The sequence below is a fragment of the Methylobacter sp. genome (assembly GCF_004322395.1).
Taxonomy (GTDB): domain Bacteria; phylum Pseudomonadota; class Gammaproteobacteria; order Methylococcales; family Methylomonadaceae; genus Methylobacter_A.
Genome location: NZ_SCTW01000044.1, coordinates 57,358 through 80,957 on the forward strand (window position 1 = coordinate 57,358; position 23,600 = coordinate 80,957).

Below are 23,600 nucleotides of genomic sequence, written 5' to 3' on the forward strand. Positions count from 1 at the left end.
GGCAATCTTTTGCAATTGCCCGCTCGACTAAACAAAAATAGAATGTCCACCGGGAATTATCCTTACTAAAAAACGTAACCGAATGAAACAATCCTTAAATCTTCGACTGGGTCAACAGCTTTCTATGACGCCGCAATTGCAGCAGGCGATCAAGTTGTTGCAGATGTCGACATTAGAGTTGCAGCAGGAGATTCAACAGGCTCTTGAGTCTAATATGATGCTGGAAATTAATGAGGAAGAAGCCACTGTTCAGGAAGCCGAAGTAATACCCGAGAAAAAAATCGATAATTCGGATTTACTGACCAGCCAAGGTTCGCAAACAGACATACCGGATGAGCTGCCTATTGATTCTTCCTGGGATGATGTTTATGAATATGCGATGGAATCGGGTTCTAACTCTGCAGAGACTATTGAATTCGAAACACAGCGCAGTAAGTCCTCTACTTTGCTTGATCATTTATTATGGCAAGTGGAGTTGACCTCGTTTTCAGAGCGGGATCATGCTATTGCGATGGCTATAATTGATTCCATTAATGAAGACGGCTATCTGATTAGTAGCCCCGAAGAAATTTTCCAGGGTTTGCAGAGCCAATTAGACGACTTGGATTTCGATGAAGTTAACGCGGTACTGCATAGGGTGCAAAACTTTGATCCGGCCGGTGTTGCAGCGATTGATTTAAAAGACTGTCTGAGATTACAGATACAGCAATTGCCGGAAGCGACACCTCATAAAGCTGAGGCGCTGATTCTTGTTACCCGGTATCTGGATTTATTAGCTACGCATGAGCAATCAAAACTGATGCGTAAATTGGGCCTGACAGAGATCCAACTGGATGAGGTGGTGGCATTAATCAGAAGCTTGGATCCTAAACCAGGCGCGCAAATTCAGGATTCGGATTCCGAGTATGTTATCCCTGATGTTTACGTGGTTAAGCGAAATGATAAATGGCAAGTTAACCTGAACCCTGATATTGCGCCTAAATTGCGCATTAATCCTTTTTATTCAGGCATGATAAAAAGAGCGGATAACAGCAAAGATAACACCTGTATGAAGGATCATTTGCAGGAAGCAAGGTGGTTTATTAAAAGTCTTCAGGGTCGTAACGATACCTTATTGCGCGTTGCCCGATGTATCGTGGATAAGCAAACCGATTTTCTTGAACATGGCTCTATCGCAATGAAGTCTATGGTGTTGAGGGATATTGCTGAAGAACTGGAGCTGCACGAGTCGACCATATCCAGAGTGACCACGCAAAAATATATGCATACCCCTAACGGTATTGTCGAATTTAAGTACTTTTTTTCCAGTCACGTTTCAACAGAAGGAGGGGGGGAATGTTCATCCACGGCCATTAGGGCCTTTATTAAAGAGCTAATTAGTAATGAAAATCTGGCAAAACCATTAAGTGATAGTAAAATAGCCGAGCTATTAAAGGAAAAAGGCATCAATGTTGCTAGAAGGACAATTGCCAAGTATCGTGAAGCGATGCTTATTTCATCATCAAGTCAGCGTAAGCGTATTTTATAACGCGGTCTGGCAAATAAAAAAACAATCATCATTAAGGAGTTTATCTCATGCAAGTCATCGTAACAGGCCATCATCTTGAAGTAACTGACGCTTTAAAAGCACACACTGATTCAAAATTTGAAAAATTAGCGCGTCATTTTGATAATGTTACCGATGTACACGTTATTTTAAGCGTGGAAAAGTTAGTTCAAAAGGCTGAAGCAACGTTGCAATTGAGTGGAGCTAAATTGTTTGCCGAAGATCATCAGGAAGATATGTATGCCGCCATTGATGCTATGGTGGATAAACTGGATCGTCAAATTATCAAGCATAAAGAAAAAAACTCACAGCATAGATAAGGTAGGAGCAAGGTAAAAGGGACAAGGTAAAAGGTGCTTTTTTGAACCTTGAGCCTTTTACCTTGAACCTGATTTCATGAAATTATTGATCGTCAGCGGTCTTTCCGGTTCGGGTAAAAGTATCGCTTTGGATACACTGGAAGATTGCGGTTATTATTGTATTGATAATCTCCCGGTCATGTTGCTGGAAGACTTTATCAATCACATTCTGTTGGTGGATAAAAAAACCTACGCAAAAACAGCTATAGGCATTGATGCAAGGAATCAGAGCGAAAGCCTAGCCAACTTTTCCGAAAGCCTGGAGTTAATACGCAATAAGCAAATTGATTGTGAAATTATCTTTATGCAAGCTGAAGAGACTACCTTATTAAAGCGCTACAGCGAAACCCGGCGGCGACATCCTTTGACGGATTTAAATGTGCCGTTAAGAGAAGCGTTAAAAATTGAAAAGGAAATGCTAAAGCCGATTGCCAAACACGCGAGCGTGGTCATTGATACTAGTCGAACACATTATCACCAGTTACGTGAACTTATCAGGGAGCAGGTTGGTGAAAGGGATGTTAAGAATATTTCTTTGCAGTTTCAATCATTTGGTTTCAAACACGGTGTCCCGTTAGATGCCGATTTTGTATTTGATGCCCGCAGCCTGCCGAATCCATACTGGATTCCGGAATTGCGTGGACTAACTGGAAAAGATCAGCCGGTTATCGACTTTCTCAACAAACAGGAATTGGTTGCCGAATTTTTTAAAGATATCACCGGATTTCTTGAACGATGGATTCCCCGATTTGAAGCTGAAGGACGTAGTTATCTGACTGTGGCTATAGGCTGTACAGGTGGCCAGCACCGCTCAATTTATTTGGCAGATGCATTCGCCAAGCAGTTTAAAGGCCCTTTTTTAAATGTAATTGTCCGGCATAGGGAATTACAATAAGCCTATTTTTTAGAAGAGAATAGGTTTGCGGGTTACCTATTGTTGGTACAGAGGAGTTGTGCGCACGCCCCTTACCTACATCCGTGTAAGTAAGGTCTTTACATCGGCTTTACTTCAACGACAGCGTTTCAGCTCGGCCTATCATCTCAATAGACAGTTTGTCTTCCTTGCATAACCAACCTATGGCGCGTTGAACATCGTTTTTATTGATGCCTGTTTCAGTGGTAACTTTATTTACACTGGACGGTCCGTTATTATCCAGATAATTCCAGACTATTCCTGCTGCCTCGCCGATTGTATTAGACATGGTGGTCACCTTAGCTTAGATTGTTGTTTTAGGAGTCTTGTTTTGATGTTCAGGTAGCACGATATTTAATTCCAGCGTCTCCTGAGTGTCGTTTTGTTCGAAATTAACCGATATGGCGTCTTGATCTACGTTAACGTATTTTCGAATGACTTCCAGTAATTCTTTTTGCAATTGAGGAAGGTAAGAAGGTTGGTTTCTGGAGCTACGCTCGTGAGCCACCAGAATTTGCAGTCTTTCCTTGGCAAGTGATGCCGAGCTGGCTTTGGATGTCCTAAAATAATCCAGTAAACTCATTATTTTCTCCCGAACAGCTTCCCAAACAGGCCTTTTTTATCATCTATGAATCGATGCGGCCTGTCTTCACCCAAATAACGTGCAATAACATCCGAATAGGCTTGGCCGGCATCGCTTTTTTCGTCGAGAATAACCGGGGTGCCGGAGTTTGATGCATTCAGCACCGACTTTGACTCCGGGATAACACCCAGCAAATGTAGCGATAAAATTTCCTGTACATCATCGACGCTCAACATCTCGCCCAATTTGACTCTCTCAGGCGAATAGCGGGTTAACAGCAGATATTCTTTAATGGGCTCTTCGTTTTGTTCGGCCCTGCGTGATTTGCTGGATAAAATGCCTAGCATACGGTCTGAGTCCCGCACTGAAGAGACTTCAGGATTGGTCACGATAAAAGCGTCATCGGCAAAATACATGGCCAAATGAGCGCCTTTTTCAATGCCGGCTGGGGAATCGCAGACGATGTACTTAAAGTCTCTTTTCAATTCATCCAAAATTTTGCCTACGCCCTCCTGGCTCAGGGCGTCTTTATCACGGGTTTGCGAGGCAGGCAGAATGTAAAGTTGATTGCAGTTTTTATCGCGTATCAATGCTTGGTTAAGGCTCGCTTCACCATTGATAACATTAACAAAATCATAAACAACTCTGCGCTCGCAGCCCATAATCAAATCCAGGTTACGTAAACCCACATCAAAATCAATAACCGCTGTTTTGTGACCTTTTTTTGCAAGCCCCATGGCTATGGCGGCGCTTGTAGTTGTTTTACCAACACCACCTTTACCTGATGTTACGACTATAATTCGTGCCACAAATGTTTCCTCCAAAGAGCCTGTATAAGTTAAATGTCTTTAATAATTAAAGTATGGTTTTGTAAATAGATCTGAACGGGCCGGTTAAAAATTGCAGTATTCAAATCTTCGCTGATCTTATAATTTCCCGCAATCGAAATTAGCTCAGCCTGTAAGTCGGAACAAAAAATACGCGCTTCGGTATTGCCTTGAACTCCTGCCAGCGCCCGGCCTCTTAGCGAGCCGTAAACATGAATGTTGCCCTCGGCCAGAATCTCGGCTCCTGCGCTAACCTGAGCTAAAATGACCAAATCACCCGAAGCATAAATACGCTGGCCGGAACGGACAGGATTGGTAATCATGGTAGTGATTGCCGCAACAGTTTGCGGTTCAGGCATAGGCTCGGGTTCTGGAATTTGTTGCTTTGGGGGTGCTGAAGACGTCGCTGTGCTCGCCGCACCAGTTCCCGACTGGTTTGCGGCATACACACCATCCCTGGCGATATGGCCGGAATGTACAGGAATGCCTAAATCCAGGGCCTGTTGGTTTTGTTGTGCAACACCGCCGCGTATTCCTATCGGCAATAAACCCAGCTTACGGATGACGCGAGTAAGCTCAGTAACATCGATGTCGAGATCATGTTTATTCAGTTCCTGCAAGTCAAACACCAGCGGCGAATTTTTGAAAAACTCAGGGGCTTGATGGATTTTTTCCTGTAATTGCTGCTCGATAGTTATGACATCATTACCGGCTAAAACCAAAACAGGCACAGAGAAAGTGCTGCTTTTAAATTCCAGCACCGGCGAGTAATGAATGTTCTGTTGAGAGTCTGTTGACATCCGTGAAATCTGGTTAGTCAGGAGTTGAACTGATTCTAACATTGCTGATAAAAAAAATCATTTTTACCGTGCGGATAAATTGCTTCTGAGATAAGCGCTAGCCCAATAATCTCTCTCAAATAAATGGATGTTTTTGCCTTGATGGCAGCAGATGGGCCGGTGTTGACTGAAAATGAGGTTTTTAAGATAGTCTTGCTTATCAAAACCATTTGTTTTATAAGGTGTTTATTGTGCGGGTGATGCTCTATAAGCTTGCAATCTGCGGCATTATACTTTAACTTAGGAATACATCCGTAAAGGCTAGGGGTGCTTTCTTATTTTCATGGGTTGCATGAAATGGGAAGGCTGAGAAAAACCCTTTGAACCTGACCCTGGTTAATACCGGCGTAGGAAAGCCCAGACTTCCCTGCGCCTTATTGTTTTGCTGTTGGAGAAAAACATGAGCGCTGTCCTTAAAGAAGTTACGTCTATTGAATCCAGTGGCGTAAAGATTGATTCATACCCCGCATCGGAAAAAGTATATGTTCAAGGCAGCCGTCCCGACATACGCGTGCCGATGCGTAAAATTACTTTATCCGATACTCCAGTGCATTTCGGTTCAGAAAAGGGCGCGGAAAAAAATCCGCCTCTTTATGTTTACGACACTTCAGGTGTTTATACCGATCCCAATGTCGAAGTCGATTTGAAAAAAGGTCTGGGCGCTATCCGTTCAGCCTGGATTGCAGAGCGAAACGACACCGAAGAATTATCGGGTCCCAGTTCGGAATTCGGCCGTCAACGCCTTGAAGATCCTGCGACCGCCGAGCTGCGTTTTGAGCATATTCGCAAACCGCGCAGAGCCAAAGCTGGAAAAAACGTATCGCAGATGCACTATGCAAGGCAGGGCATTATCACGCCGGAAATGGAATTCATCGCGATCCGTGAGAACCAAAAAATGGAAGAAATGCGCCATTTATGGAAAGACCAGCATCCCGGCGATTCTTTCGGCGCGTCCATTCCCGATGTCATTACACCTGATTTTGTTCGTTCCGAAGTGGCAAGAGGCCGGGCTATTATTCCATGCAATATCAACCATCCTGAACTGGAACCGATGATTATCGGCCGCAATTTCCTAGTTAAAATCAACGGCAATTTGGGCAACTCGGCGGTGACCTCGTCCATCGAGGAAGAAGTCGAAAAAATGCTTTGGGGCATCCGTTGGGGCGGCGACACCATTATGGATTTGTCCACCGGTAAAAATATCCACGAAACCCGCGAGTGGATTTTACGCAACTCACCGGTACCTATAGGCACTGTGCCTATTTACCAAGCTTTGGAAAAAGTCAACGGTAAAGCCGAAGACCTGACTTGGGAAATCTTCCGCGACACCTTGATCGAGCAAGCCGAGCAGGGCGTGGATTACTTTACGATTCATGCCGGGGTGCGTTTGCATCACGTGCCGTTAACCGCAAAACGCATGACCGGCATCGTTTCGCGCGGCGGCTCGATCATGGCGAAATGGTGCTTGGCGCATCACACCGAAAGCTTCTTATACACGCATTTTGAAGAAATCTGCGAAATCATGAAAGCTTATGACGTGGCTTTCTCATTAGGCGACGGTTTGCGTCCGGGGTCAATCTATGACGCCAACGACGCGGCGCAATTCGGCGAACTGGAAACATTGGGCGAACTGACCAAAATTGCTTGGAAGCATGATGTGCAAACCATGATCGAAGGCCCAGGTCACGTGCCGTTGCATATGATTAAAGTCAATATGGACAAACAGCTGGAAGAATGCGGCGAAGCGCCGTTCTATACCTTAGGCCCGCTGACCACCGACATTGCCCCCGGTTACGATCATATTACCTCGGCGATAGGCGCGGCCAATATCGGTTGGTACGGTTGCGCGATGCTGTGTTATGTCACCCAAAAAGAGCATTTAGGTTTGCCGAACAAACAAGATGTCCGCGAAGGCATCGTGACTTACAAAATTGCTGCCCATGCAGCCGATCTGGCAAAAGGCCATCCCGGCGCACAGGCGCGTGATAACGCGATGTCCAAAGCGCGTTTTGAATTCCGTTGGGAAGATCAATTCAATATCGGTCTCGATCCGGAAAAAGCCCGTGAATTTCATGACGAAACCCTGCCTAAAGAGTCCGCCAAAGTCGCGCATTTTTGCTCGATGTGCGGCCCGCATTTTTGTTCGATGAAAATCAGCCAGGATGTACGCGATTATGCTGCGGAAAAAGGCATCAAAGAAGAAGAGGCTTTATTGAAGGGTATGGATGAAAAGTCCAAACAGTTCCTCGAAGAAGGCGCCGATATTTATCATAAAGTTTAAGAAAATGAAGCCCTTCTTTAAAGCGGGGAGGGCTTTAATATACCTTTATTCCTTTCATACAACCCTCGCATCACACATCTACTTGCTTCTGCGGCATCTATTTGAAAAAGGTTTTCCTTTGGCGCACTTGGCAACTTCTATACATTTATCCAAAACCAATAGTTATCAAAAATAAGGCAAACACCATGGGCGCTTATCAACACATTTTACTAGCTGTGGATTACTCCGAGCATAGCGCTGCGTTCGCCCGGCGAGCAAAGGATTTGGCCGAAAAATATCAGGCTAAATTAAGTATTATTCATGTGTTGGATAATATACCCATGCCCGATACCGGTTACGGAACAGTGATTTCGTTAAACGAAGATTCAGGCTATGATTTGCTTGAAGCGGAGAAAACTCGGTTGATGCAGATTGGTGATCGGTTAGGCGTAGCCCGGGCTGACTGTTGGATGGTTTGGGGGGTGCCCAATCAGGAGATAGTTCAGCTTGCTGAGCAGGAGCGGATCGATTTAATCATTGTCGGCTCTCATGGGCGGCATGGTCTGTCGCTATTGTTAGGTTCAACGGCAAATAGTGTTCTGCATTATGCCGGATGTGATGTGATGGCGATTCGATTGCCAAATGATTAGCTTTTTAGCTGCTATAATTTTTGCACGGTTAAATCACTTAGACATCAATTGATGTGGGCCTAGTTCATCCAAAAGGTAATAGATAACCCGGCATCTGTAGATGCTCCAAAATACTTTAGAAATATCACTCAAGGAGTGTAGCTGCCCATGCCAAACAATATCGCTTTCACATCGAGTCTAAGGTCAAAATTAATTCTGATGGCGGCTATTCCTGCTCTTGCCTTACTTTATTTTGCCGGGGCGGGAGTTCTTGAGAGACAGTCAACCTCGCAAGAGATGACCAAGCTGGAATTGCTGGTCGATGTTTCTGTTAAAATTGGCGCTCTAGTACATGAAATGCAGAAAGAGCGCGGCATGAGCGCCTCTTTTATCGGCAGCAACGGGGTCAAATTTTCCGCCGAATTGCCGGCGCAACGCGTGAAAACCGATAAGTCCGTTGAGACGCTTCAAGCGACGCTTAAAAGCTTTGATGCCGGCAGTTATAGTGACGGACTGAGAATCCTGCTGGAAACGGCTACGAGCAATTTGAGGGAGCTTGATTCCAAGCGCACTGCGATTAGCGCTCTCGGCATAGATCCTACGCAATCAAGCGCTTATTATACTAAAACCATCGGCTCTCTGCTTGATGTCCCTGCTCAGGTCTCCTCTCTTAGTAGTCACAGCGAAATTTCCCGCTTGGCTTCTTCATATTCAAGTTTGCTTAAAGCCAAGGAGCGTGCCGGTATGGAACGGGCCTTGCTGGCTACGGTGTTTGTCGCAGATCACTTTACGCCAGATACCCATAGCCGATTTTTGAAAAACTTTTCCGCTCAGGATGTCTATACCGACATGTTCTTTGCCTACGCGCTGGACAGCCAAAAGGAGTTTTACAAGACTAAGGTATCGGGCTCTGCCGTCGATGAAGTTGCCAGAATAAAGAAAATCGCCTTGGATAAAGGCATTGAGCCAGGGCTTGGCATTGATCCTGTTTACTGGTTTAAAACAGTGACCGAAAAAATTGACCTTATCAAAGAGGTCGAGAATAAACTCTCCGGCGATCTTCTCGATGCTGCGAATAAATTCAAAAGCGATGCCGAGCGCATGGCGATACTGTTTATTGCGCTAACAGTCTTCTCTGTCCTGATAACCGCCGTATTGGCTATTGTTATCATTCGGGAGATTTTACGTTCGATTAAAACCCTTCAGCAGGTGGCTAGTGCCATTGCAAATGGCGATTTGAGTTCCAGTATCGATATTTCGCAAAAGGATGAGCTGGGAGAGTTGTTCCGTTCTATGAACACTATGCAGCAACTATTGCTGGCACGCATAACCAAAGAGCATAAGGAGCATGACGAATCCCTGCGCCTTAAAACTGCTTTGGATAGCATTACGTCTAACGTAATGGTGGCTGATAACAACCGTAACATCATCTATATGAATCCGGCGTTACTGACTATGATGAAACACGCCGAGCCTGACATACGAAAGGCTTTGCCCAAGTTTGATTCCGGTAAATTATTGGGGACAAACATGGATGTCTTTCATAAGAACCCCGCGCATCAGCAACAATTGCTGGCTGGCTTAAGTTCGACTTTTCGTAGCGAGATTCACATCGGAGGCTGTACTTTTGATTTGATAGCTAATGCCATCAATAACGAGCAGGGGCAAAGAATCGGCTCGGTAGTGGAATGGAAGGATCGAACCGCTGAAGTGGCTATTGAGCAGGAAGTTGCCAAAGTGGTGAGCGGCGCTGTGCTAGGCGATTTTAATCAACGTATTAGCGAGACGGATAAAGACGGCTTCTTCCTGCAATTGGCGGAAGGCGTTAATGAACTGATGGAAACCAGCTCTAACGGCCTGAATGAAGTGGTGCGCGTACTTGGCGCATTGTCCCGCGGCGATCTGACCGAAACGATCACTAATAGCTATTCGGGGACTTTTGGGCGACTTAAAGACGACTCCAATTCCACCGTGGAAAAGCTGAAAGAGATCGTCAGCCAAATCAAGGATGCTTCCGAGACGATTAATACCGCAGCGAAAGAAATTGCCGCAGGCAACAATGATCTGTCGCATCGTACCGAAGAGCAGGCTGCCAGCCTGGAAGAAACCGCCGCCAGCATGGAACAGCTGACTTCTACTGTACAGGCCAATAGCCAAAATGCCAAACATGCCAATCGGCTTGCTGTCGGTGCAACCGACATTGCCGGTAAGGGCGTTAAGGTAGTTGGCCAAGTTGTGTCGACCATGGAAGACATTAATGAGTCTTCGCGCAAAGTTGTGGATATCATCTCAGTGATAGACGGCATCGCTTTTCAAACCAATATTCTCGCGCTCAACGCTGCGGTAGAAGCGGCTCGCGCCGGGGAGCAAGGACGGGGTTTTGCCGTAGTGGCCGTCGAGGTGCGCAATCTCGCGCAACGCGCAGCTGCGGCAGCTGCGGAAATTAAAGGCTTGATTGGCGATTCGGTGGAAAAGGTTGAAGACGGCACCAAACTGGTTGCCCAGGCCGGCTTAACCATGGAAGAAATCGTTAGCGCGATCCGCGGCGTGACAGTCATCATGTCCGAGATCAGTGCCGCGTCCATGGAGCAAACATCCGGCATTGAGCAAGTCAACCAAGCTATTAGCCAGATGGACGATGTGACCCAACAAAACGCCGCGTTGGTAGAGCAAGCGGCAGCCGCAGCGGAATCGCTGGAAGAGCAAACGCAGAATCTGGCGATTACCGTAGGACACTTTAAATTGGACGGCAATTCACGCGGTTTTACCGGATTTGCCAATGCCGAGCCGGTACGTACTGTTAGCCAAACCAGTATAAAAAGTGCTCCTGCCAAGAAAGAGTCTCATCAAAATAAGCCTGTATCAAGTAACATCGACATAGATTTGGATAAGGCGATCGAGAAACATTCTGAGTGGAAAGTGAAGCTCCGTACCGCTATATCAAGACATGAAGAAATGGATGCTGCAACGATCTCAAGAGATGATTGCTGCGATTTAGGTAAATGGCTGCATGGCAGCGCTAAGTCTCAGCTTGCTCATCAGCCGAGTTATTCAGAATGTGTGTCCAAACACGCGGCCTTTCATATCGAGGCGGGAAAAGTCGCTAATACGATCAACGCAAAAAAATTCAGTGAGGCGGAAGCAATGCTGGGTAGTGGATCCCAGTTCGTTTCGGCGTCAACTGCCGTTGGGGTTGCGATTATGCACTTGAAAAAAGATGTCCATTCTCCGGCAAGCGCAGCTGTTGCCAAACCAAAACCTGAAAAAATGGCAGCAAGCGCTGATGAGTGGGAAGAGTTTTAATTACTGATCCGATGTTGCGCGCCGTCCAGTACCGCCGCGAAAAGATAGACCGCAGTCGGTCAGGAACAAGATATTTTTTGCGGCTGTAAAAACATCCCGATAGGCAGACCTTCCAGGTTTTTAAAACCTGGAAGGTCTAACTTACAACGTTCCGAACAGGTGGAGCGTTTCCACACCGGAACGCGGGAACGTGAGTTTCAAACATTTTTGCGCCTTTAGTGGATACTATGCTTTTCTATCATAAGCATGCGTAACAGCAGCAAATTATATGACGAGCTCCCGGTTGGCCCGCTCCCCTTTTGCTTGATCTACTTTTTCTTTAAAGCTTGTTTTGCCTGATCCCATAAAACATCCAATTCGGCCAATTCGCAGTCTTTCAGGTTCAGCCCGGACGCTTTGATCTGTTGTTCTATATGTTGAAAACGCCTGGAGAATTTTTTAGTGCTTTCCTTGAGCGCAACTTCGGCATTGACGTTTAAATGGCGGGCCAAATTAACCGCAACCAGCAATAAATCGCCGATTTCTTCCTGAATATGCGCTTGGTCGCCGGATTGCCAAGCCTCTTTAACCTCATCCAGTTCTTCCAGCACTTTGTCGAAAACCGGTAACGCATCCGGCCAATCAAAGCCATGATTTGCAGCGCGATCCTGTATTTTTTCACACTCAAGCAAAGCCGGAAGATTGCGGGCCACGCCGGATAACACGCTGTCGTGCTCTTCTGTTTTCTTTTTCTCCTGCCGTTCGATCGCTTTTGCCTGTTCCCAGGCTTGATGACGTTCTTCATCGGTGTTGAAAACAGCATCGGAAAAAACATGCGGATGGCGGCGGATCAGTTTGTCGCAAATGCCTTCCGAGACCTGTTCAAAGTTGAACAGTCCTCGTTCCTCGGCAATCTGGGAGTGGAATACCACCTGTAACAGCAGGTCGCCCAGCTCCGAGCGCAAATCATCCAGGTCGTTGCGTTCAATTGCATCGGCAACTTCATAGGCTTCTTCAATCAAGTAAGGAATCAAACTAGTGAAGTCCTGTTTAACATCCCATGCACAGCCCTCTTCAGGGTGGCGCAGGCGCGACATAATGTCTAGGAGTTTTTGGGTGTGTTTTAGCATGAATATCATTATCGACTATTAAAAATAGAACGCTGATGACGCGGAGTGGACGGATTTTATAAGATTTTTTATCTGTGTTTATCCGCCAAAATCTGCGTCATCAGCGTTCTATTGCTTAACTGGCTTTTAGCTGGAAATTAAAACGAAGACCCGAAATTCTCGCGGTAGCGTTCTCTGAAACTATCCATATCAAACGAATGATTTTGGGTGCCGTTATTTTCGATTTTAATTGCGCCCATCAATGAGGCAACTCTGCCGGTAACTTCCCAACCCAAGTCATTCATCAGGCCGTATAAAAGCCCCGCACGATAGGAGTCGCCGCAACCGGTCGGGTCAAGTATCGCTTTAGGCTTTGCGGCAGGGATAGTAATGCACTCGCCGTGGGTGTATATCTGTGAGCCTTGGCCACCCAAAGTAATAATCAGCGCTTCAACCCGCTCAGCCATTTGTTCCAGCGACAAGCCGGTACGCTCTTGCATCAACTCGGATTCATAGTCGTTCAATGTTATCCAAGTTGCCTGATCGATAAATTTGAGCAGTTCTTCGCCGTTAAACATCGGCATGCCTTGGCCCGGATCGAAGATAAAAGGGATATCCAGCTCTGCGAACTGCTCGGCATGTAATTGCATGCCTTCTTTGCCGTCGGGCGATACGATACCTATACTGATTTGCCGATCAGTCGGAACCGAATTTAAGTGCGACGAATTCATTGCGCCGGGATGGAAAGCGGTAATCTGGTTAGCTTCTTCATCAGTGGTAATGTAGGCTTGACCGGTATAACTATTGTCCAGAATTTGAATATACTCGCTGGACAACTGGTTTTGGGCCATCCATTGAGCATACGGCTCAAAATCATGCCCGACGGTAGCCATAATTAACGGTTCTTCGCCCAGTAATTTCAGATTGTAGGCAATGTTACCCGCACAGCCGCCGTATTCGCGCCGCATCACCGGCACCAGGAACGATACATTCAAGATGTGGATTTTTTCCGGCAAGATGTGATGTTTGAATTTATCATGAAAAACCATGATGGTATCGTAAGCCATAGACCCACATATTAATGCGCTCATTGCGTTCCTCTTTATCGCCAGTGATGGTTGTGTATGCCGCAAAACTGCAAGAGCAGCTGCGGAAAAATAAAATTGATGTTCAGGTTATCGCTGTCTAAGCCGGTTTTGATTTGTTTATTGCTGTATATGAAAAAGGTGCAAAGACGAACCCTTAACATTGTGCCTAAGTTACTGTTCGATCATTTGCCGATAGGCGCTAGCATCCATTAATGAGTCGAGTCCAGCCAGGTTGTCCGCTTTTATACAAAACAACCAAGTGCCGTAAGCATCGTCATTGACTTTCTCCGGCTCATCTACCACAGCCTCGTTGACAGCGACCACCTCGCCGGCAACCGGGCTGAACAAATCGGATGCTGTTTTAACCGATTCGACTACGGCGCATTGCTCTTGCGCATTGACTTTACGTCCCAGTTCCGGCAGCTCGATAAAAACCAAATCGCCCAATTCTTCCTGGGCAAAATTGGTTATGCCGACGCGAACAATGCCGTCTTCAACCTTTGCCCATTCGTGAGTCGTTGCGTACTTTAAGTTATCGGGTATATCGCTCATGGTAATCTCTCAATTAGAGTTGGTTATTTTATTTTCAAGGATAACGTGCAATTTTTTAAAAACAACAAAAAAATGCATTTAAGAATGGAAATCTTATAACATGAACGCATCTATATTCTCATTTACTGTCCACATGAATGCTTTTTTAATAGCCTGTATTTTTATATCCAGCGTTAGCTCGAGTTTCGCCGATGATGACGATAAACCGGTTACCAATCTACCGGAATCCGCTGGACCGGGAACTGTTTTCCTGGCCGCAAAAGCCCAGTCGTTATCGGGCTTACAAACAATAACGCTAACCCCTGTCAATCATCATGCTGAATTTTCGGCTTACGGAAAAGCGGTCAATATACAGCCGCTGATCGAGTTACGGCATCGGTATTCGGTTGTGATGACCGAGCGTGGCGGCGCTGCCGCAAGATTCAATCAGGCTGAGCAAAGCATTAAACGTCAGCAAGACTTATACCGTGACGGCGCAACATCAAAACATAACTTGCAAGTCCAGCAAGCGCAATGGCACACCGATAAAGCCCAGGTTGATGCAAGTAATGTTCAAGGTACGGCCATTGCCGATGAGGCGCGGCTCAATTGGGGTAAAACGCTTACTGAGTGGGCGTTATCCAGGGATCCCAACAAACTGGACGACTTTTTATCCGGTCGGAAAACGCTATTGCAAATTACCTTGCCGGTCAATAAACAGCTGGCGAGCGATATTCAGAGCATTGATGTTGAAGCAACAGGCAACCGCAGTGCAGCAAACAAAGCCGAACTGATTTCAGCCGCCCCGCAAACCGATACCATCGCGCAAGGCGAAAGCTATTTTTTCCAGACCGACGGCCGCCGCGACTGCTCCCGGCAGTCTTGCGGCATACACACCATCCCTGGTGATAACCGTATCAGACCCGGCATGCGTGTTGCGGCATGGATACCTGAGCAAGGTGAAAGCAGGTCCGGCGTAGTTATCCCTAAATCCGCATTAATCTGGTACATGGATCAGGCTTTTGTTTATATCAAAACCGATGCGGAGCATTTCAGCCGCCGCACTATCGATCAGTATTCGGCAACGGCCGACGGTTACTTTGTCGGCGGCGGCATCAATGCCGGCGAGCAACTGGTTGTGATAGGAGGGCAAATGCTGTTGTCGGAAGAACTAAAAGGACAAATCCCGGATGAGGATGATTAATCCGGATGAGCGTTAGCGCGCATGGCACGCCCTACAGCAAAAAACAAACCTTAATCCCAAGGCGGTGCATCGCCGTTATAAGCAACAAAGTCTATAATCGTTGCATGGGTTCTCGCACCGGAGGCGGCCTGCTTGGGTACAGAACCGGAAGACGAAGTCTTCGATCCTGGCGATTCCACAGCGCCGGATTCAGCATGCCATCTGGCAAAAAGCGCAATGTCCTTATCTGACGGGACAAACCATTTCTTTTGGATTGCGTCCCACCTTGCGCCTAGCGCTTTTGCTTCATCCTTTTGGGCAAAAGATACATTCAGATAAATTTTCGATTCTGCCATTTTGTAATTGGTGGTGCGGGTTGGATAGGGTAATTGCTGTATTGTAAATCATGACTAACTTAACAGGGCCGAATAATTTGGACTGTATTAAATACGCCGGAAAATGCATGTTTCGGATGTGCTAATATGTCAGTTCGTAAAGCTGAGTTGTCAATCGGCTTTAAATATTTTTCCTAATAATAAAAAACATTCCCGTACCATGGCCGACAAAAAAAGCCTCTCAGAACGCGACATCTGTACCAAGTACATCACCCCGGCCATTACTGGAGCAGGGTGGGATCTGCACAGCCAGATTCGGGAGGAAGTGAGCTTCACCAAAGGGCGAATTATCGTGCGCGGTAAGCTGCATACCCGTGGAGAGCAAAAGCGCGCCGATTACATCCTCTATTACAAGTCGAATATCCCGCTGGCCGTGATCGAAGCCAAGGAAAACGGCCATAGCGTGGGCTCCGGTATGCAGCAGGCACTGAACTATGCCGAAACCCTTGGTGTGCCGTTTGTGTTTAGCTCCAACGGCAACGCTTTCCTGATGCATGACCGCACTGGACTAGCCGACAAGACTGAGCAGGAGTTGGCTCTGGACGCATTTCCATCACCAGCAGAGCTGTGGCAGCGCTATTGTCAGTGGAAGGGACTAGAGACGTTAGAGGCACTGCATACCGTAGAAATGCCGTACTACGATGACGGCACAGGCCGCACCCCGCGTTATTACCAAGCCAACGCTATCAATAACACGGTGGAGGCTGTGGCAAAAGACCAGCAGCGCATCCTGCTGGTCATGGCTACCGGCACCGGCAAGACCTACACCGCGTTCCAGATCATCTGGCGATTATGGAAGTCAGGTACCAAAAAACGCATCCTGTTTCTGGCTGACCGCAACATTCTGGTAGATCAAACCAAGAATAACGATTTCAAACCGTTTGGCGCAGCGATGACCAAGATCAGCAAGCGCCAGATCGACAAGAGCTACGAGATTTACCTGTCCTTGTATCAGGCCGTCACCGGCAGCGAAGAAGAGCAGAACATTTACAAGCAGTTCTCGCCGGATTTTTTTGATTTGATTGTGATCGACGAATGCCATCGCGGCAGCGCAGCGGAAGATTCCGCATGGCGCGAGATTCTGGCTTATTTTTCTTCGGCCACGCATGTGGGCTTAACCGCCACGCCCAAAGAAACCAAGGATGTGTCCAGCATTTATTACTTTGGTGATCCTGTCTACTGTTACACGCTGAAGCAAGGCATCGAAGACGGCTTTCTTGCGCCGTACAAAGTGGTGCGCATCGACATCGACAAAGATGTGCAAGGCTGGCGACCCAGCAAAGGCCAAACTGATAAAAACGGCCAGTTGATTGAAGACCGTGTTTACAACCAGATCGATATGGATCGCACTCTGGTGCTGGAAAAGCGCACCGAACTGGTCGCCAAAAAAATTACCGAATTTCTGGTGGCGACAGACCCTTACGCCAAAACTATCGTGTTTTGTGATGACATCGACCACGCCGAGCGCATGCGCCAAGCCTTAGTCAATCTGAACCCCGAGCGGGTCAAGGAAAGCCGAAAATACATCATGCGCATTACCGGCGATGAACTCGAAGGCAAGGCAGAGCTGGATAACTTCATCAACCCCGAAGAGCGTTATCCGGTGATCGCCACCACCTCCAAGCTGATGACGACAGGTGTGGATGCGCAAACCTGCAAGCTGGTGGTGCTGGATCAGCACATCAAGTCGATGACCGAGTTCAAGCAGATCATCGGGCGCGGCACGCGCATCAATGAGGATTACGACAAATACTGGTTCACCATCATGGATTTTAAAAAGGCGACAGAATTGTTTGCCGACAAGGACTTCGATGGCGAGCCGGTGATGATTTATGTGCCGGAAGGCGGAGAGTCACCTGTGCCGCCCGACAATGAGTTCAAAATCATTCTAGATGATGAAATCGGCGAGAACCTTCCCCCCTTTGAAAAAGGGGGGATTGAGGGGGGATTTGATGAACCAGGCATTGGCCGCATGAAATACGTGCTCGGCGATGTAACCGTATACGTTGTTGCCGAGCGCGTGCAGTATTACGGGCCGGAAGGCAAGCTGATTACCGAATCGCTGAAGGATTACACCCGGTCAACCGTGCGTAAGGATTACTCCTCACTCGACGACTTCCTGCGCCGCTGGAGCAAAGCCGAGCGCAAGGCCGCTATCCTGCACGAGCTGCAAGAACACGGCCTGTTGCTGGAACCGCTGGCCGACGAAGTAGGCAAAGACTTCGATGCCTTCGATCTGATCTGCCATGTCGCCTTTGACCAGCCACCGCTAACCCGCCGCGAGCGGGCCGAGAATGTGAAGAAGCGTAACTACTTTGCCAAATACGGCGAGCAGGCCCGCAAGGTGCTGGAAACCCTGCTGGAAAAATACGCCGATACCGGCATTGAGAACATCGAAGACATCAAAATCCTCACGCTGGACCCGTTCAAAAACATGGGTACGGCCAGCGAGCTGGTGTCAGCCTTTGGCGGCAAGCCGGCCTACTTGGCAGCCCTTTATGAGTTGGAAGAAAACCTTTACGCATAAATCCCCCCTAGCCCCCCTTTTTCAAAGGGGGGAATGAACCTTTACCGATACGAAAAGTCCACAAATGAGCATTTCCTCCACCATCAAATCCATCCAAGACATCATGCGCAAAGACGTCGGTGTCGATGGCGACGCCCAGCGCCTGAGCCAGCTGGTCTGGATGTTATTTTTGAAAATCTTTGACGACCGCGAAAGCGAATGGGAAATCCTGCAAGACGACTACCAATCGCCGTTGCCGGACAAATACCGCTGGCGCAACTGGGCCGCCAACGCCGAAGGCATGACCGGCGATGCGCTGAAACAGTTTCTCGATAACGACCTGTTCCCCGCCTTGCAGCAACTGGAAGCCAAAGGCGGCGACCAGCGCGCCTATGTGATCCGCTCGGTGTTTGAGGACGCCTACAACTACATGAAGTCCGGCCAGCTGATTCGGCAGGTCATCAACAAGATTCAGGAAGGCGTGGATTTCAACAAAGCGCAAGAGCGCCATTTGTTCGGCGATATGTACGAACAACTGTTGCGCGATTTGCAGTCAGCAGGCAACGCGGGTGAATTTTACACGCCGCGTGCGGTGACCGAATTCATGGTGCGCATGGTCAACCCGCGCCTCACTGAAAAAGTGATGGACCCGGCCTGCGGCACCGGCGGTTTTCTGTCCTGCTCGATAGAGCACATCCGCAAACAGGATGTCTTAACGGTAGACGACGAAGTGCGGCTTCAAGCCAGCATTTTCGGTATCGAAAAAAAGCCGCTCCCGCATTTACTCTGCACCACCAACATGATCCTGCATGGCCTTGAAGTGCCCAGCAATATCCGCCACGATAACACGCTGGCGCGCCCGCTGATCAGTTGGGAGCCGAAAGATCGTGTCGACGTCGTCGTCACCAACCCGCCGTTCGGAGGCATGGAAGAAGACGGCATCGAAACCAACTTTCCGGCAGCTTTCCGTACCCGTGAAACCGCTGATTTGTTTCTGGTACTGATCATGCAGCTGCTCAAAGCCGGTGGCCGCGCCGCGCTGGTTTTGCCGGATGGCTTCCTGTTCGGCGAAGGCATCAAAACCCGCATCAAGGAAAAGCTGCTGGAAGAATGCAACCTGCACACCATCGTGCGCCTGCCCAATGGCGTGTTTGCGCCATACACCGGCATCAAGACCAACCTGCTGTTTTTCAGCAAAGGTACGCCGACCCGGCACATCTGGTTTTACGAACACCCGTACCCGCCCGGCGTAAAAAGCTACAACAAAACCAAGCCGATGAAGATTGAAGAGTTTGATGCGGAAGCGGCATGGTGGGGTAAGGAAACGGACGGCTTTAAACAGCGTGTCGAGAACGAATACGCGTGGAAGGTCAGCCTTGAGGACATCAAGGCACGTAACTACAACCTCGACTGCAAGAACCCGCATGTCGGCGAGCAGGAAATCCACGATCCCGAGCTGCTGCTGGCGCAATACAATGCTATGCAAAATGACATCGCCGCGCTGCGCGGGCAGTTGAAAGGTATTTTGGATGCAGCTTTGAAATCCCATAAATCCCCCCCTTTGAAAAAGGGGGGCTAGGGGGGATTATGAAATCATACAATCCAGCCTTAAAACCATTTTCCCGCAACTTGCGCAGCAACATGACCGATGCTGAACAGTTGCTGTGGTCAAAATTGCGTCGCAAGCAAATATTGGGCTTGCAGTTTTATCGCCAAAAACCTTTGGCTAACTACATCGTCGATTTTTATTGCGCAGCAGCTAATCTCGTCATTGAACTGGATGGTTCGCAGCATTTCGAAGCGGATCACCAAGTCAAGGATGAGGAAAGGGATCGGGTGTTGGAATCAATGGGTATAGTGGTGTTGCGGTTTGATAACCGTCAGGTGTTGACAGAATTGGATGCTGTGATGAGTGTTGTTTTTAATGCTGTTGAAAAGCAAATCCCCCCCAACCCCCCTTTTACAAAGGGGGGAGTTATAGCGTCATCATCAACGTCTGTCTTTGACAAAGAGCAGGATTCCGCAGCAGTACAAGCACAGGCAACACCACAAACAATATCCCCCTTTGAAAAAGAGGAGGTTTTCACAGCAGTACAGACTCAGGCAGCACTACAGATAATCCCTCCCTTTGAAAAAGGGGAGGCTGCCGAAGCAGTACAGACGCAGACAGCACTACAGACAATACCCCCCTTTGAAAAAGGGGGGCAGGGGGGATTTTCAAAAAAGGGTAATTCAGCATGAGCATCATTCACCAATTGCTGACCGATCATATCCACATCTGGACGGCTGCCGACACCGAGAAAAAATCAGGCCGTGGCCGCAGTTCAGGCAATGCGGCCAGCGTCTATGGCATTAAGAAACTGCGCGAACTGATACTGGAACTCGCCGTGCGCGGCAAATTGGTGCCGCAAAACCCGAACGAAGAACCGGCCAGTGAGTTGCTCAAGCGCATCCAGGCTGAAAAAGCCAAGCTGATCGCCGAAGGCAAGATCAAATCCCCCCGTCCCCCCCTTTTACAAAGGGGGGAATTAACTTCGCCGCCCACAGCAGCATCAACAAGTGCTCCTCCCTTTGAAAAAGAGGATGATTTCGCGAAACCAACAACTCCTCCCTTTGTAAAAGGGGGGCTGGGGGGGATTTCCGAGGAAGAACAACCGTTTGAATTGCCGCAGGGATGGGAGTGGGCGAGGCTTGGCAATCTTTATAGTTTTGAATATGGCGATAATTTGCCTGCTGACAAAAGGTCAAGTACTGGTGAATATCCCGTATATGGATCTAATGGGGTCGTGGGTAGTCATAATGTTTGTTTCATAAACTCGCCCTGTATCGTAATAGGTAGAAAAGGATCTGCTGGTGCTCTTAACTTGTCTTTGGAAAAAGGCTGCTGCGTAACGGATGTTGCTTATTATTGTATTCCACCAAAAAGTCTTGATCTTATTTTCTCTTTTAAGCTGTTCCATACCCTAGGTTTAGATTCGTTAGGTAAGGGAATTAAGCCGGGATTAAATAGAAACGAAGCATACGAACTGCCAATTGCTATTCCGCCCCTAGCCGAACAACACCGCATCGTCGCCAAAGTCGATGAGCTGATGGCGCTGTGCGACCAACTGGAAACCCAGCACTGCAACGCCGCCGAAGCCCACGAAAAACTCGTGAGCCACCTGCTCGGCACACTTACGCAATCACCAAATACAGTCTCCCCCCTTTGCAAAAGGGGGGGCGGGGGGGATTTAGATTGGCAACGCATCGCCGCGCATTTCGACATCCTGTTCACCACCGAAGCCAGCATTGACGCGCTCAAGCAAACCTTGCTGCAACTAGCGGTAATGGGTAAGCTGGTGCCGCAAGACCCGAACGACGAACCGGCTATTGAGCTCATGAATCGGTTACGTATGGATAGAACCAAGTGGCTGGTGAGAACTGAGGGGAATGATCCAGAGTGCAAGACTATGCAAAAAAAACTTGCAGCTTTATGCGAAGGAAAAGCGCCATTTCTGTTGCCAAATTTATGGGCTACTGTTCATTTGATCGATTGCTGTCGCCTACTTGTTGATTGTCACAACAAAACGGCTCCATATAGTGTGTCTGGAATACCAATTATCCGTACAAGCAATATCAGGGAAAGGAAATTTAGGTTGGAAAACCTGAAATATGTATCCGAAGATACGTATCAATTTTGGTCAAGACGCTGCCCTCCTGAGCCGGGTGACATAATGTTTACCCGTGAAGCTCCTATGGGCGAAGCAGCAATTATTCCTTTGGGTGCCAAATACTGCCTCGGACAAAGGACAATGTTAATAAGACCAATGCATGATTTCATATTTAACGAATACCTCTTAATTGCACTAACCGAACCCCATCTTTTAGAGCGATCTTCAGACGCTGCTATCGGATCAACGGTTAAACATCTTCGTGTAGGTGCTGTTGAAGAGTTGAATATTCCGTTGCCTCCGTTAGCCGAACAACACCGCATTGTCGCCAAAGTAGATGAACTAATGACGATCTGTGACCAACTAAAATCCCGCATCACTGAAGCCAACCAATTACAGCAAAAGCTGGCGGATGTGCTGGTTGAGCAGGCACTATCGTAACGAACGAATTGGATAGCCTTGCGCCACTTAAAAAAGCCAAGGCTGTAAGATGCATTATTTGTAGCAAATCCTGTATGAAGATAAGTAAGTCAGGATCAGCGTGAGCAATAGACAAGTCTCTTGCCCACGCGATTGTCATTAACCTTTCCCAGGCAACATACCAACCGAGCCTGGTTTGATGCGTTTGCAGGTAACGACTACATCTTCCAGGTGGCATTGACTTTTACCTTGGCTAGCTCCAGTGCAGGGCGTGCAGGCAGCTTTACCCCCATCCTTTACTTTTTCAACATGCCAGCCGTAACCTTGCGACTGACAGAATGTTTTGGAGTATCTGGTCATGTTATAGGGTTTTGACGCTGTTGCAATGGCGTCGGATTCTGCTTCACAAGCCGCCGAGGGTAGTGTGTTAGCCATTAGATCCCGGTAAATGTATTCTGTTGCAGATGCTGAGGCGGAAAAAAAAGCTAGTGCCGCCCACAGGCATATCAAATTAAATTTCATGGTTTTCTCCTGAGTATTGTTTCAGTGATGTGTCCATGCTAAGGCCGAAAAGAGTAGCCGCTGCTTCCTTCAAAAGCGATGCGGCGGCTATAAAATGGCGTCTTGGCATGAAGGATAACGAACATTAAGTTCAGTTCAGAACACGGATATTCATCTGTGCTGTTTCCTCTTCCAACTGCTGTTTGATCGGCGCAAATTTTTCACTCTCACTTTGTTTGACCAGCGCAATAACGATCAATAAAGAAAATACCGTACCACCGACATAAAGCCAGAATCTGTCTTTTGTTTGTGTTTCTACGCTTGTTTGTGTTTCTACGCTCATTTTTATACCCTCTATTGCTTTTAAAGTAATGGATGCATCCAGGCTCTCATCAACGCCGGGAGTGATTTCCCTAAGGATTTTGCTAGCCTTAGGGGGGCTACTTCAATTTGAGATGTTGAGCGGTCAATAATGTCAATCGCCAAGTTGTTGTGCATGTTGGCAAACGTATGACGCATGAAAAATTCTCTTTTTATGATAGTAGCGGATCAACACTATAAAAGAGAGTAAGGTTGTCGTCAACTAAATATCGATTCGATACAAAGATGCATGAATAGTTATTTATGAAGCAAGAAAACAGGCTTGCGCTAAGGCAGTGCAACCAGAACTGCACCCTAAAGCAAATTCTGCGATAATAAACAATACGTATTCCATCTATAAATTGCCGGGTTGATGCCGGCTGTAACTATTTATTCAGCAACCTCTCTAATGAACGAAAAAAGAATATTCAAACCTTGCGACCTGGTTATTTTTGGCGGTTTGGGCGATTTATCCCGCCGCAAGCTACTTATCTCTCTGTATCGGCTTGAAAAAGCCAATTTAATTGAAGCCGACACCCGTATCATAGGTATAGACCAGCACGATGTTGATAATTCCGGGTTTATTGGGATTATCCATAGCAGTCTGAAAGAGTTTTTG

At 47.5% G+C, this 23,600-nt stretch carries 21 protein-coding genes, 1 pseudogene and 1 riboswitch; of the genes and pseudogenes, 12 read left to right on the forward strand and 10 right to left on the reverse strand.

Annotated features, from left to right (window positions below):
• The first annotated feature begins 82 nt into the window (after positions 1–82).
• From EPO18_RS06310 to rapZ, 3 genes are all read left to right on the forward strand, one after another.
• A complete protein-coding gene (locus EPO18_RS06310; RefSeq protein ID WP_292432100.1) occupies positions 83–1,528 on the forward strand; it encodes an RNA polymerase factor sigma-54 in 1,446 nt (481 codons plus the stop codon).
• A 47-nt stretch (positions 1,529–1,575) separates the two neighbouring features.
• A complete protein-coding gene (hpf, locus tag EPO18_RS06315; protein WP_292432103.1) occupies positions 1,576–1,866 on the forward strand; it encodes a ribosome hibernation-promoting factor, HPF/YfiA family in 291 nt (96 codons plus the stop codon).
• Positions 1,867–1,942: 76 nt separating this feature from the next.
• Entirely contained in the window at positions 1,943–2,800 is an 858-nt protein-coding gene (gene rapZ / locus EPO18_RS06320; RefSeq protein WP_292432106.1) for an RNase adapter RapZ, read from the forward strand.
• Positions 2,801–2,909: 109 nt separating this feature from the next.
• Here the strand turns inward: rapZ and EPO18_RS06325 are convergent, their stop codons facing one another.
• From EPO18_RS06325 to minC, 4 genes are read right to left on the reverse strand one after another with little or no spacing between them, the layout of a single operon-like run.
• On the reverse strand, positions 2,910–3,107 hold the full coding sequence (locus tag EPO18_RS06325) for a winged helix-turn-helix domain-containing protein (RefSeq protein ID WP_292432109.1): 198 nt from the start codon (positions 3,105–3,107) through the stop codon (positions 2,910–2,912).
• 15 nt (positions 3,108–3,122) lie between these two features.
• Entirely contained in the window at positions 3,123–3,401 is a 279-nt protein-coding gene (minE, locus tag EPO18_RS06330) for a cell division topological specificity factor MinE (protein WP_292432112.1), read from the reverse strand.
• The gene (gene minD / locus EPO18_RS06335; RefSeq protein WP_292432115.1) at positions 3,401–4,210 is read right to left on the reverse strand and encodes a septum site-determining protein MinD; all 810 of its coding nucleotides are present in this window, start codon (positions 4,208–4,210) and stop codon (positions 3,401–3,403) included. Before minD ends, minE begins: the two co-directional genes overlap by 1 nt.
• Before the next feature lie 29 nt (positions 4,211–4,239).
• A complete protein-coding gene (gene minC, locus EPO18_RS06340) occupies positions 4,240–5,028 on the reverse strand; it encodes a septum site-determining protein MinC (RefSeq protein ID WP_292432118.1) in 789 nt (262 codons plus the stop codon).
• Positions 5,029–5,320: 292 nt separating this feature from the next.
• A riboswitch (TPP riboswitch) is annotated at positions 5,321–5,438 on the forward strand.
• Positions 5,439–5,467: 29 nt separating this feature from the next.
• On the opposite strand from minC, the gene thiC reads away from it, so the two are divergent.
• From thiC to EPO18_RS06355, 3 genes are all read left to right on the forward strand, one after another.
• On the forward strand, positions 5,468–7,348 hold the full coding sequence (gene thiC, locus EPO18_RS06345; protein WP_292432121.1) for a phosphomethylpyrimidine synthase ThiC: 1,881 nt from the start codon (positions 5,468–5,470) through the stop codon (positions 7,346–7,348).
• A gap of 185 nt (positions 7,349–7,533) precedes the next feature.
• Positions 7,534–7,977: a universal stress protein gene (locus EPO18_RS06350; RefSeq protein WP_292432124.1), complete on the forward strand. Its 444-nt coding sequence runs from the start codon at positions 7,534–7,536 to the stop codon at positions 7,975–7,977.
• A 147-nt stretch (positions 7,978–8,124) separates the two neighbouring features.
• The gene (locus EPO18_RS06355) at positions 8,125–11,259 is read left to right on the forward strand and encodes a nitrate- and nitrite sensing domain-containing protein (RefSeq protein WP_292432127.1); all 3,135 of its coding nucleotides are present in this window, start codon (positions 8,125–8,127) and stop codon (positions 11,257–11,259) included.
• 308 nt (positions 11,260–11,567) lie between these two features.
• Here the strand turns inward: EPO18_RS06355 and mazG are convergent, their stop codons facing one another.
• The 3 genes from mazG to gcvH form a co-directional block, all read right to left on the reverse strand.
• Entirely contained in the window at positions 11,568–12,368 is an 801-nt protein-coding gene (mazG, locus tag EPO18_RS06360) for a nucleoside triphosphate pyrophosphohydrolase (RefSeq protein ID WP_292432129.1), read from the reverse strand.
• Between the two features lie 137 nt (positions 12,369–12,505).
• Complete coding sequence (locus tag EPO18_RS06365) at positions 12,506–13,438, reverse strand: carbohydrate kinase family protein (RefSeq protein WP_292432131.1); 933 nt, start codon at positions 13,436–13,438, stop codon at positions 12,506–12,508.
• Between the two features lie 168 nt (positions 13,439–13,606).
• Positions 13,607–13,987, reverse strand: coding sequence for a glycine cleavage system protein GcvH (gcvH, locus tag EPO18_RS06370; RefSeq protein ID WP_292432133.1), 381 nt, complete (start codon positions 13,985–13,987; stop codon positions 13,607–13,609).
• A 100-nt stretch (positions 13,988–14,087) separates the two neighbouring features.
• Between gcvH and EPO18_RS06375 the strand changes: the two genes are divergently transcribed.
• Complete coding sequence (locus EPO18_RS06375) at positions 14,088–15,170, forward strand: efflux RND transporter periplasmic adaptor subunit (protein ID WP_292432136.1); 1,083 nt, start codon at positions 14,088–14,090, stop codon at positions 15,168–15,170.
• 50 nt (positions 15,171–15,220) lie between these two features.
• Here the strand turns inward: EPO18_RS06375 and EPO18_RS06380 are convergent, their stop codons facing one another.
• Positions 15,221–15,505, reverse strand: coding sequence for a DUF5710 domain-containing protein (locus tag EPO18_RS06380; protein ID WP_292432139.1), 285 nt, complete (start codon positions 15,503–15,505; stop codon positions 15,221–15,223).
• Positions 15,506–15,704: 199 nt separating this feature from the next.
• Here EPO18_RS06380 and hsdR point away from each other — a divergent pair, with 199 nt between their 5' ends.
• The 4 genes from hsdR to EPO18_RS06400 all read left to right on the forward strand — a co-directional run bounded on the left by hsdR (position 15,705) and on the right by EPO18_RS06400 (position 22,141).
• Positions 15,705–18,071: an EcoAI/FtnUII family type I restriction enzme subunit R gene (hsdR, locus tag EPO18_RS06385; protein WP_292432141.1), complete on the forward strand. Its 2,367-nt coding sequence runs from the start codon at positions 15,705–15,707 to the stop codon at positions 18,069–18,071.
• 64 nt (positions 18,072–18,135) lie between these two features.
• Positions 18,136–19,629 (forward strand): type I restriction-modification system subunit M, encoded by a 1,494-nt coding sequence (locus tag EPO18_RS06390; protein ID WP_292432144.1) that lies wholly within the window; start codon positions 18,136–18,138, stop codon positions 19,627–19,629.
• A gap of 8 nt (positions 19,630–19,637) precedes the next feature.
• The gene (locus EPO18_RS06395; RefSeq protein ID WP_292432147.1) at positions 19,638–20,291 is read left to right on the forward strand and encodes an endonuclease domain-containing protein; all 654 of its coding nucleotides are present in this window, start codon (positions 19,638–19,640) and stop codon (positions 20,289–20,291) included.
• Complete coding sequence (locus EPO18_RS06400) at positions 20,288–22,141, forward strand: restriction endonuclease subunit S (RefSeq protein WP_292432151.1); 1,854 nt, start codon at positions 20,288–20,290, stop codon at positions 22,139–22,141. The genes EPO18_RS06395 and EPO18_RS06400 overlap by 4 nt, the downstream gene beginning before the upstream one ends.
• A 138-nt stretch (positions 22,142–22,279) precedes the next feature.
• Here the strand turns inward: EPO18_RS06400 and EPO18_RS06405 are convergent, their stop codons facing one another.
• The gene (locus tag EPO18_RS06405) at positions 22,280–22,642 is read right to left on the reverse strand and encodes a hypothetical protein (RefSeq protein ID WP_292432153.1); all 363 of its coding nucleotides are present in this window, start codon (positions 22,640–22,642) and stop codon (positions 22,280–22,282) included.
• Positions 22,643–22,772: 130 nt separating this feature from the next.
• The gene (locus EPO18_RS06410; protein ID WP_292432155.1) at positions 22,773–22,964 is read right to left on the reverse strand and encodes a hypothetical protein; all 192 of its coding nucleotides are present in this window, start codon (positions 22,962–22,964) and stop codon (positions 22,773–22,775) included.
• 426 nt (positions 22,965–23,390) lie between these two features.
• Here EPO18_RS06410 and EPO18_RS06415 point away from each other — a divergent pair.
• Positions 23,391–23,600, forward strand: a pseudogene (locus tag EPO18_RS06415) (glucose-6-phosphate dehydrogenase); the annotation flags it as partial.

Excerpts from the sequence above, each read along its gene's own strand:
- minE (WP_292432112.1), bottom strand. The coding sequence starts at position 3,401 with ATGAGTTTACTGGATTATTTTAGGACATCCAAAGCCAGCTCGGCATCA.
- EPO18_RS06355 (WP_292432127.1), top strand. The coding sequence starts at position 8,125 with ATGCCAAACAATATCGCTTTCACATCGAGTCTAAGGTCAAAATTAATT.
- mazG (WP_292432129.1), bottom strand. The coding sequence starts at position 12,368 with ATGCTAAAACACACCCAAAAACTCCTAGACATTATGTCGCGCCTGCGC.
- EPO18_RS06365 (WP_292432131.1), bottom strand. The coding sequence starts at position 13,438 with ATGAGCGCATTAATATGTGGGTCTATGGCTTACGATACCATCATGGTT.
- EPO18_RS06350 (WP_292432124.1), top strand. The coding sequence starts at position 7,534 with ATGGGCGCTTATCAACACATTTTACTAGCTGTGGATTACTCCGAGCAT.
- hsdR (WP_292432141.1), top strand. The coding sequence starts at position 15,705 with ATGGCCGACAAAAAAAGCCTCTCAGAACGCGACATCTGTACCAAGTAC.
- EPO18_RS06310 (WP_292432100.1), top strand. The coding sequence starts at position 83 with ATGAAACAATCCTTAAATCTTCGACTGGGTCAACAGCTTTCTATGACG.
- EPO18_RS06380 (WP_292432139.1), bottom strand. The coding sequence starts at position 15,505 with ATGGCAGAATCGAAAATTTATCTGAATGTATCTTTTGCCCAAAAGGAT.
- EPO18_RS06400 (WP_292432151.1), top strand. The coding sequence starts at position 20,288 with ATGAGCATCATTCACCAATTGCTGACCGATCATATCCACATCTGGACG.
- EPO18_RS06325 (WP_292432109.1), bottom strand. The coding sequence starts at position 3,107 with ATGTCTAATACAATCGGCGAGGCAGCAGGAATAGTCTGGAATTATCTG.
- EPO18_RS06395 (WP_292432147.1), top strand. The coding sequence starts at position 19,638 with ATGAAATCATACAATCCAGCCTTAAAACCATTTTCCCGCAACTTGCGC.
- EPO18_RS06410 (WP_292432155.1), bottom strand. The coding sequence starts at position 22,964 with ATGAGCGTAGAAACACAAACAAGCGTAGAAACACAAACAAAAGACAGA.
- minC (WP_292432118.1), bottom strand. The coding sequence starts at position 5,028 with ATGTCAACAGACTCTCAACAGAACATTCATTACTCGCCGGTGCTGGAA.
- thiC (WP_292432121.1), top strand. The coding sequence starts at position 5,468 with ATGAGCGCTGTCCTTAAAGAAGTTACGTCTATTGAATCCAGTGGCGTA.
- EPO18_RS06390 (WP_292432144.1), top strand. The coding sequence starts at position 18,136 with ATGAGCATTTCCTCCACCATCAAATCCATCCAAGACATCATGCGCAAA.
- gcvH (WP_292432133.1), bottom strand. The coding sequence starts at position 13,987 with ATGAGCGATATACCCGATAACTTAAAGTACGCAACGACTCACGAATGG.
- EPO18_RS06405 (WP_292432153.1), bottom strand. The coding sequence starts at position 22,642 with ATGAAATTTAATTTGATATGCCTGTGGGCGGCACTAGCTTTTTTTTCC.
- EPO18_RS06375 (WP_292432136.1), top strand. The coding sequence starts at position 14,088 with ATGAACGCATCTATATTCTCATTTACTGTCCACATGAATGCTTTTTTA.
- rapZ (WP_292432106.1), top strand. The coding sequence starts at position 1,943 with ATGAAATTATTGATCGTCAGCGGTCTTTCCGGTTCGGGTAAAAGTATC.
- hpf (WP_292432103.1), top strand. The coding sequence starts at position 1,576 with ATGCAAGTCATCGTAACAGGCCATCATCTTGAAGTAACTGACGCTTTA.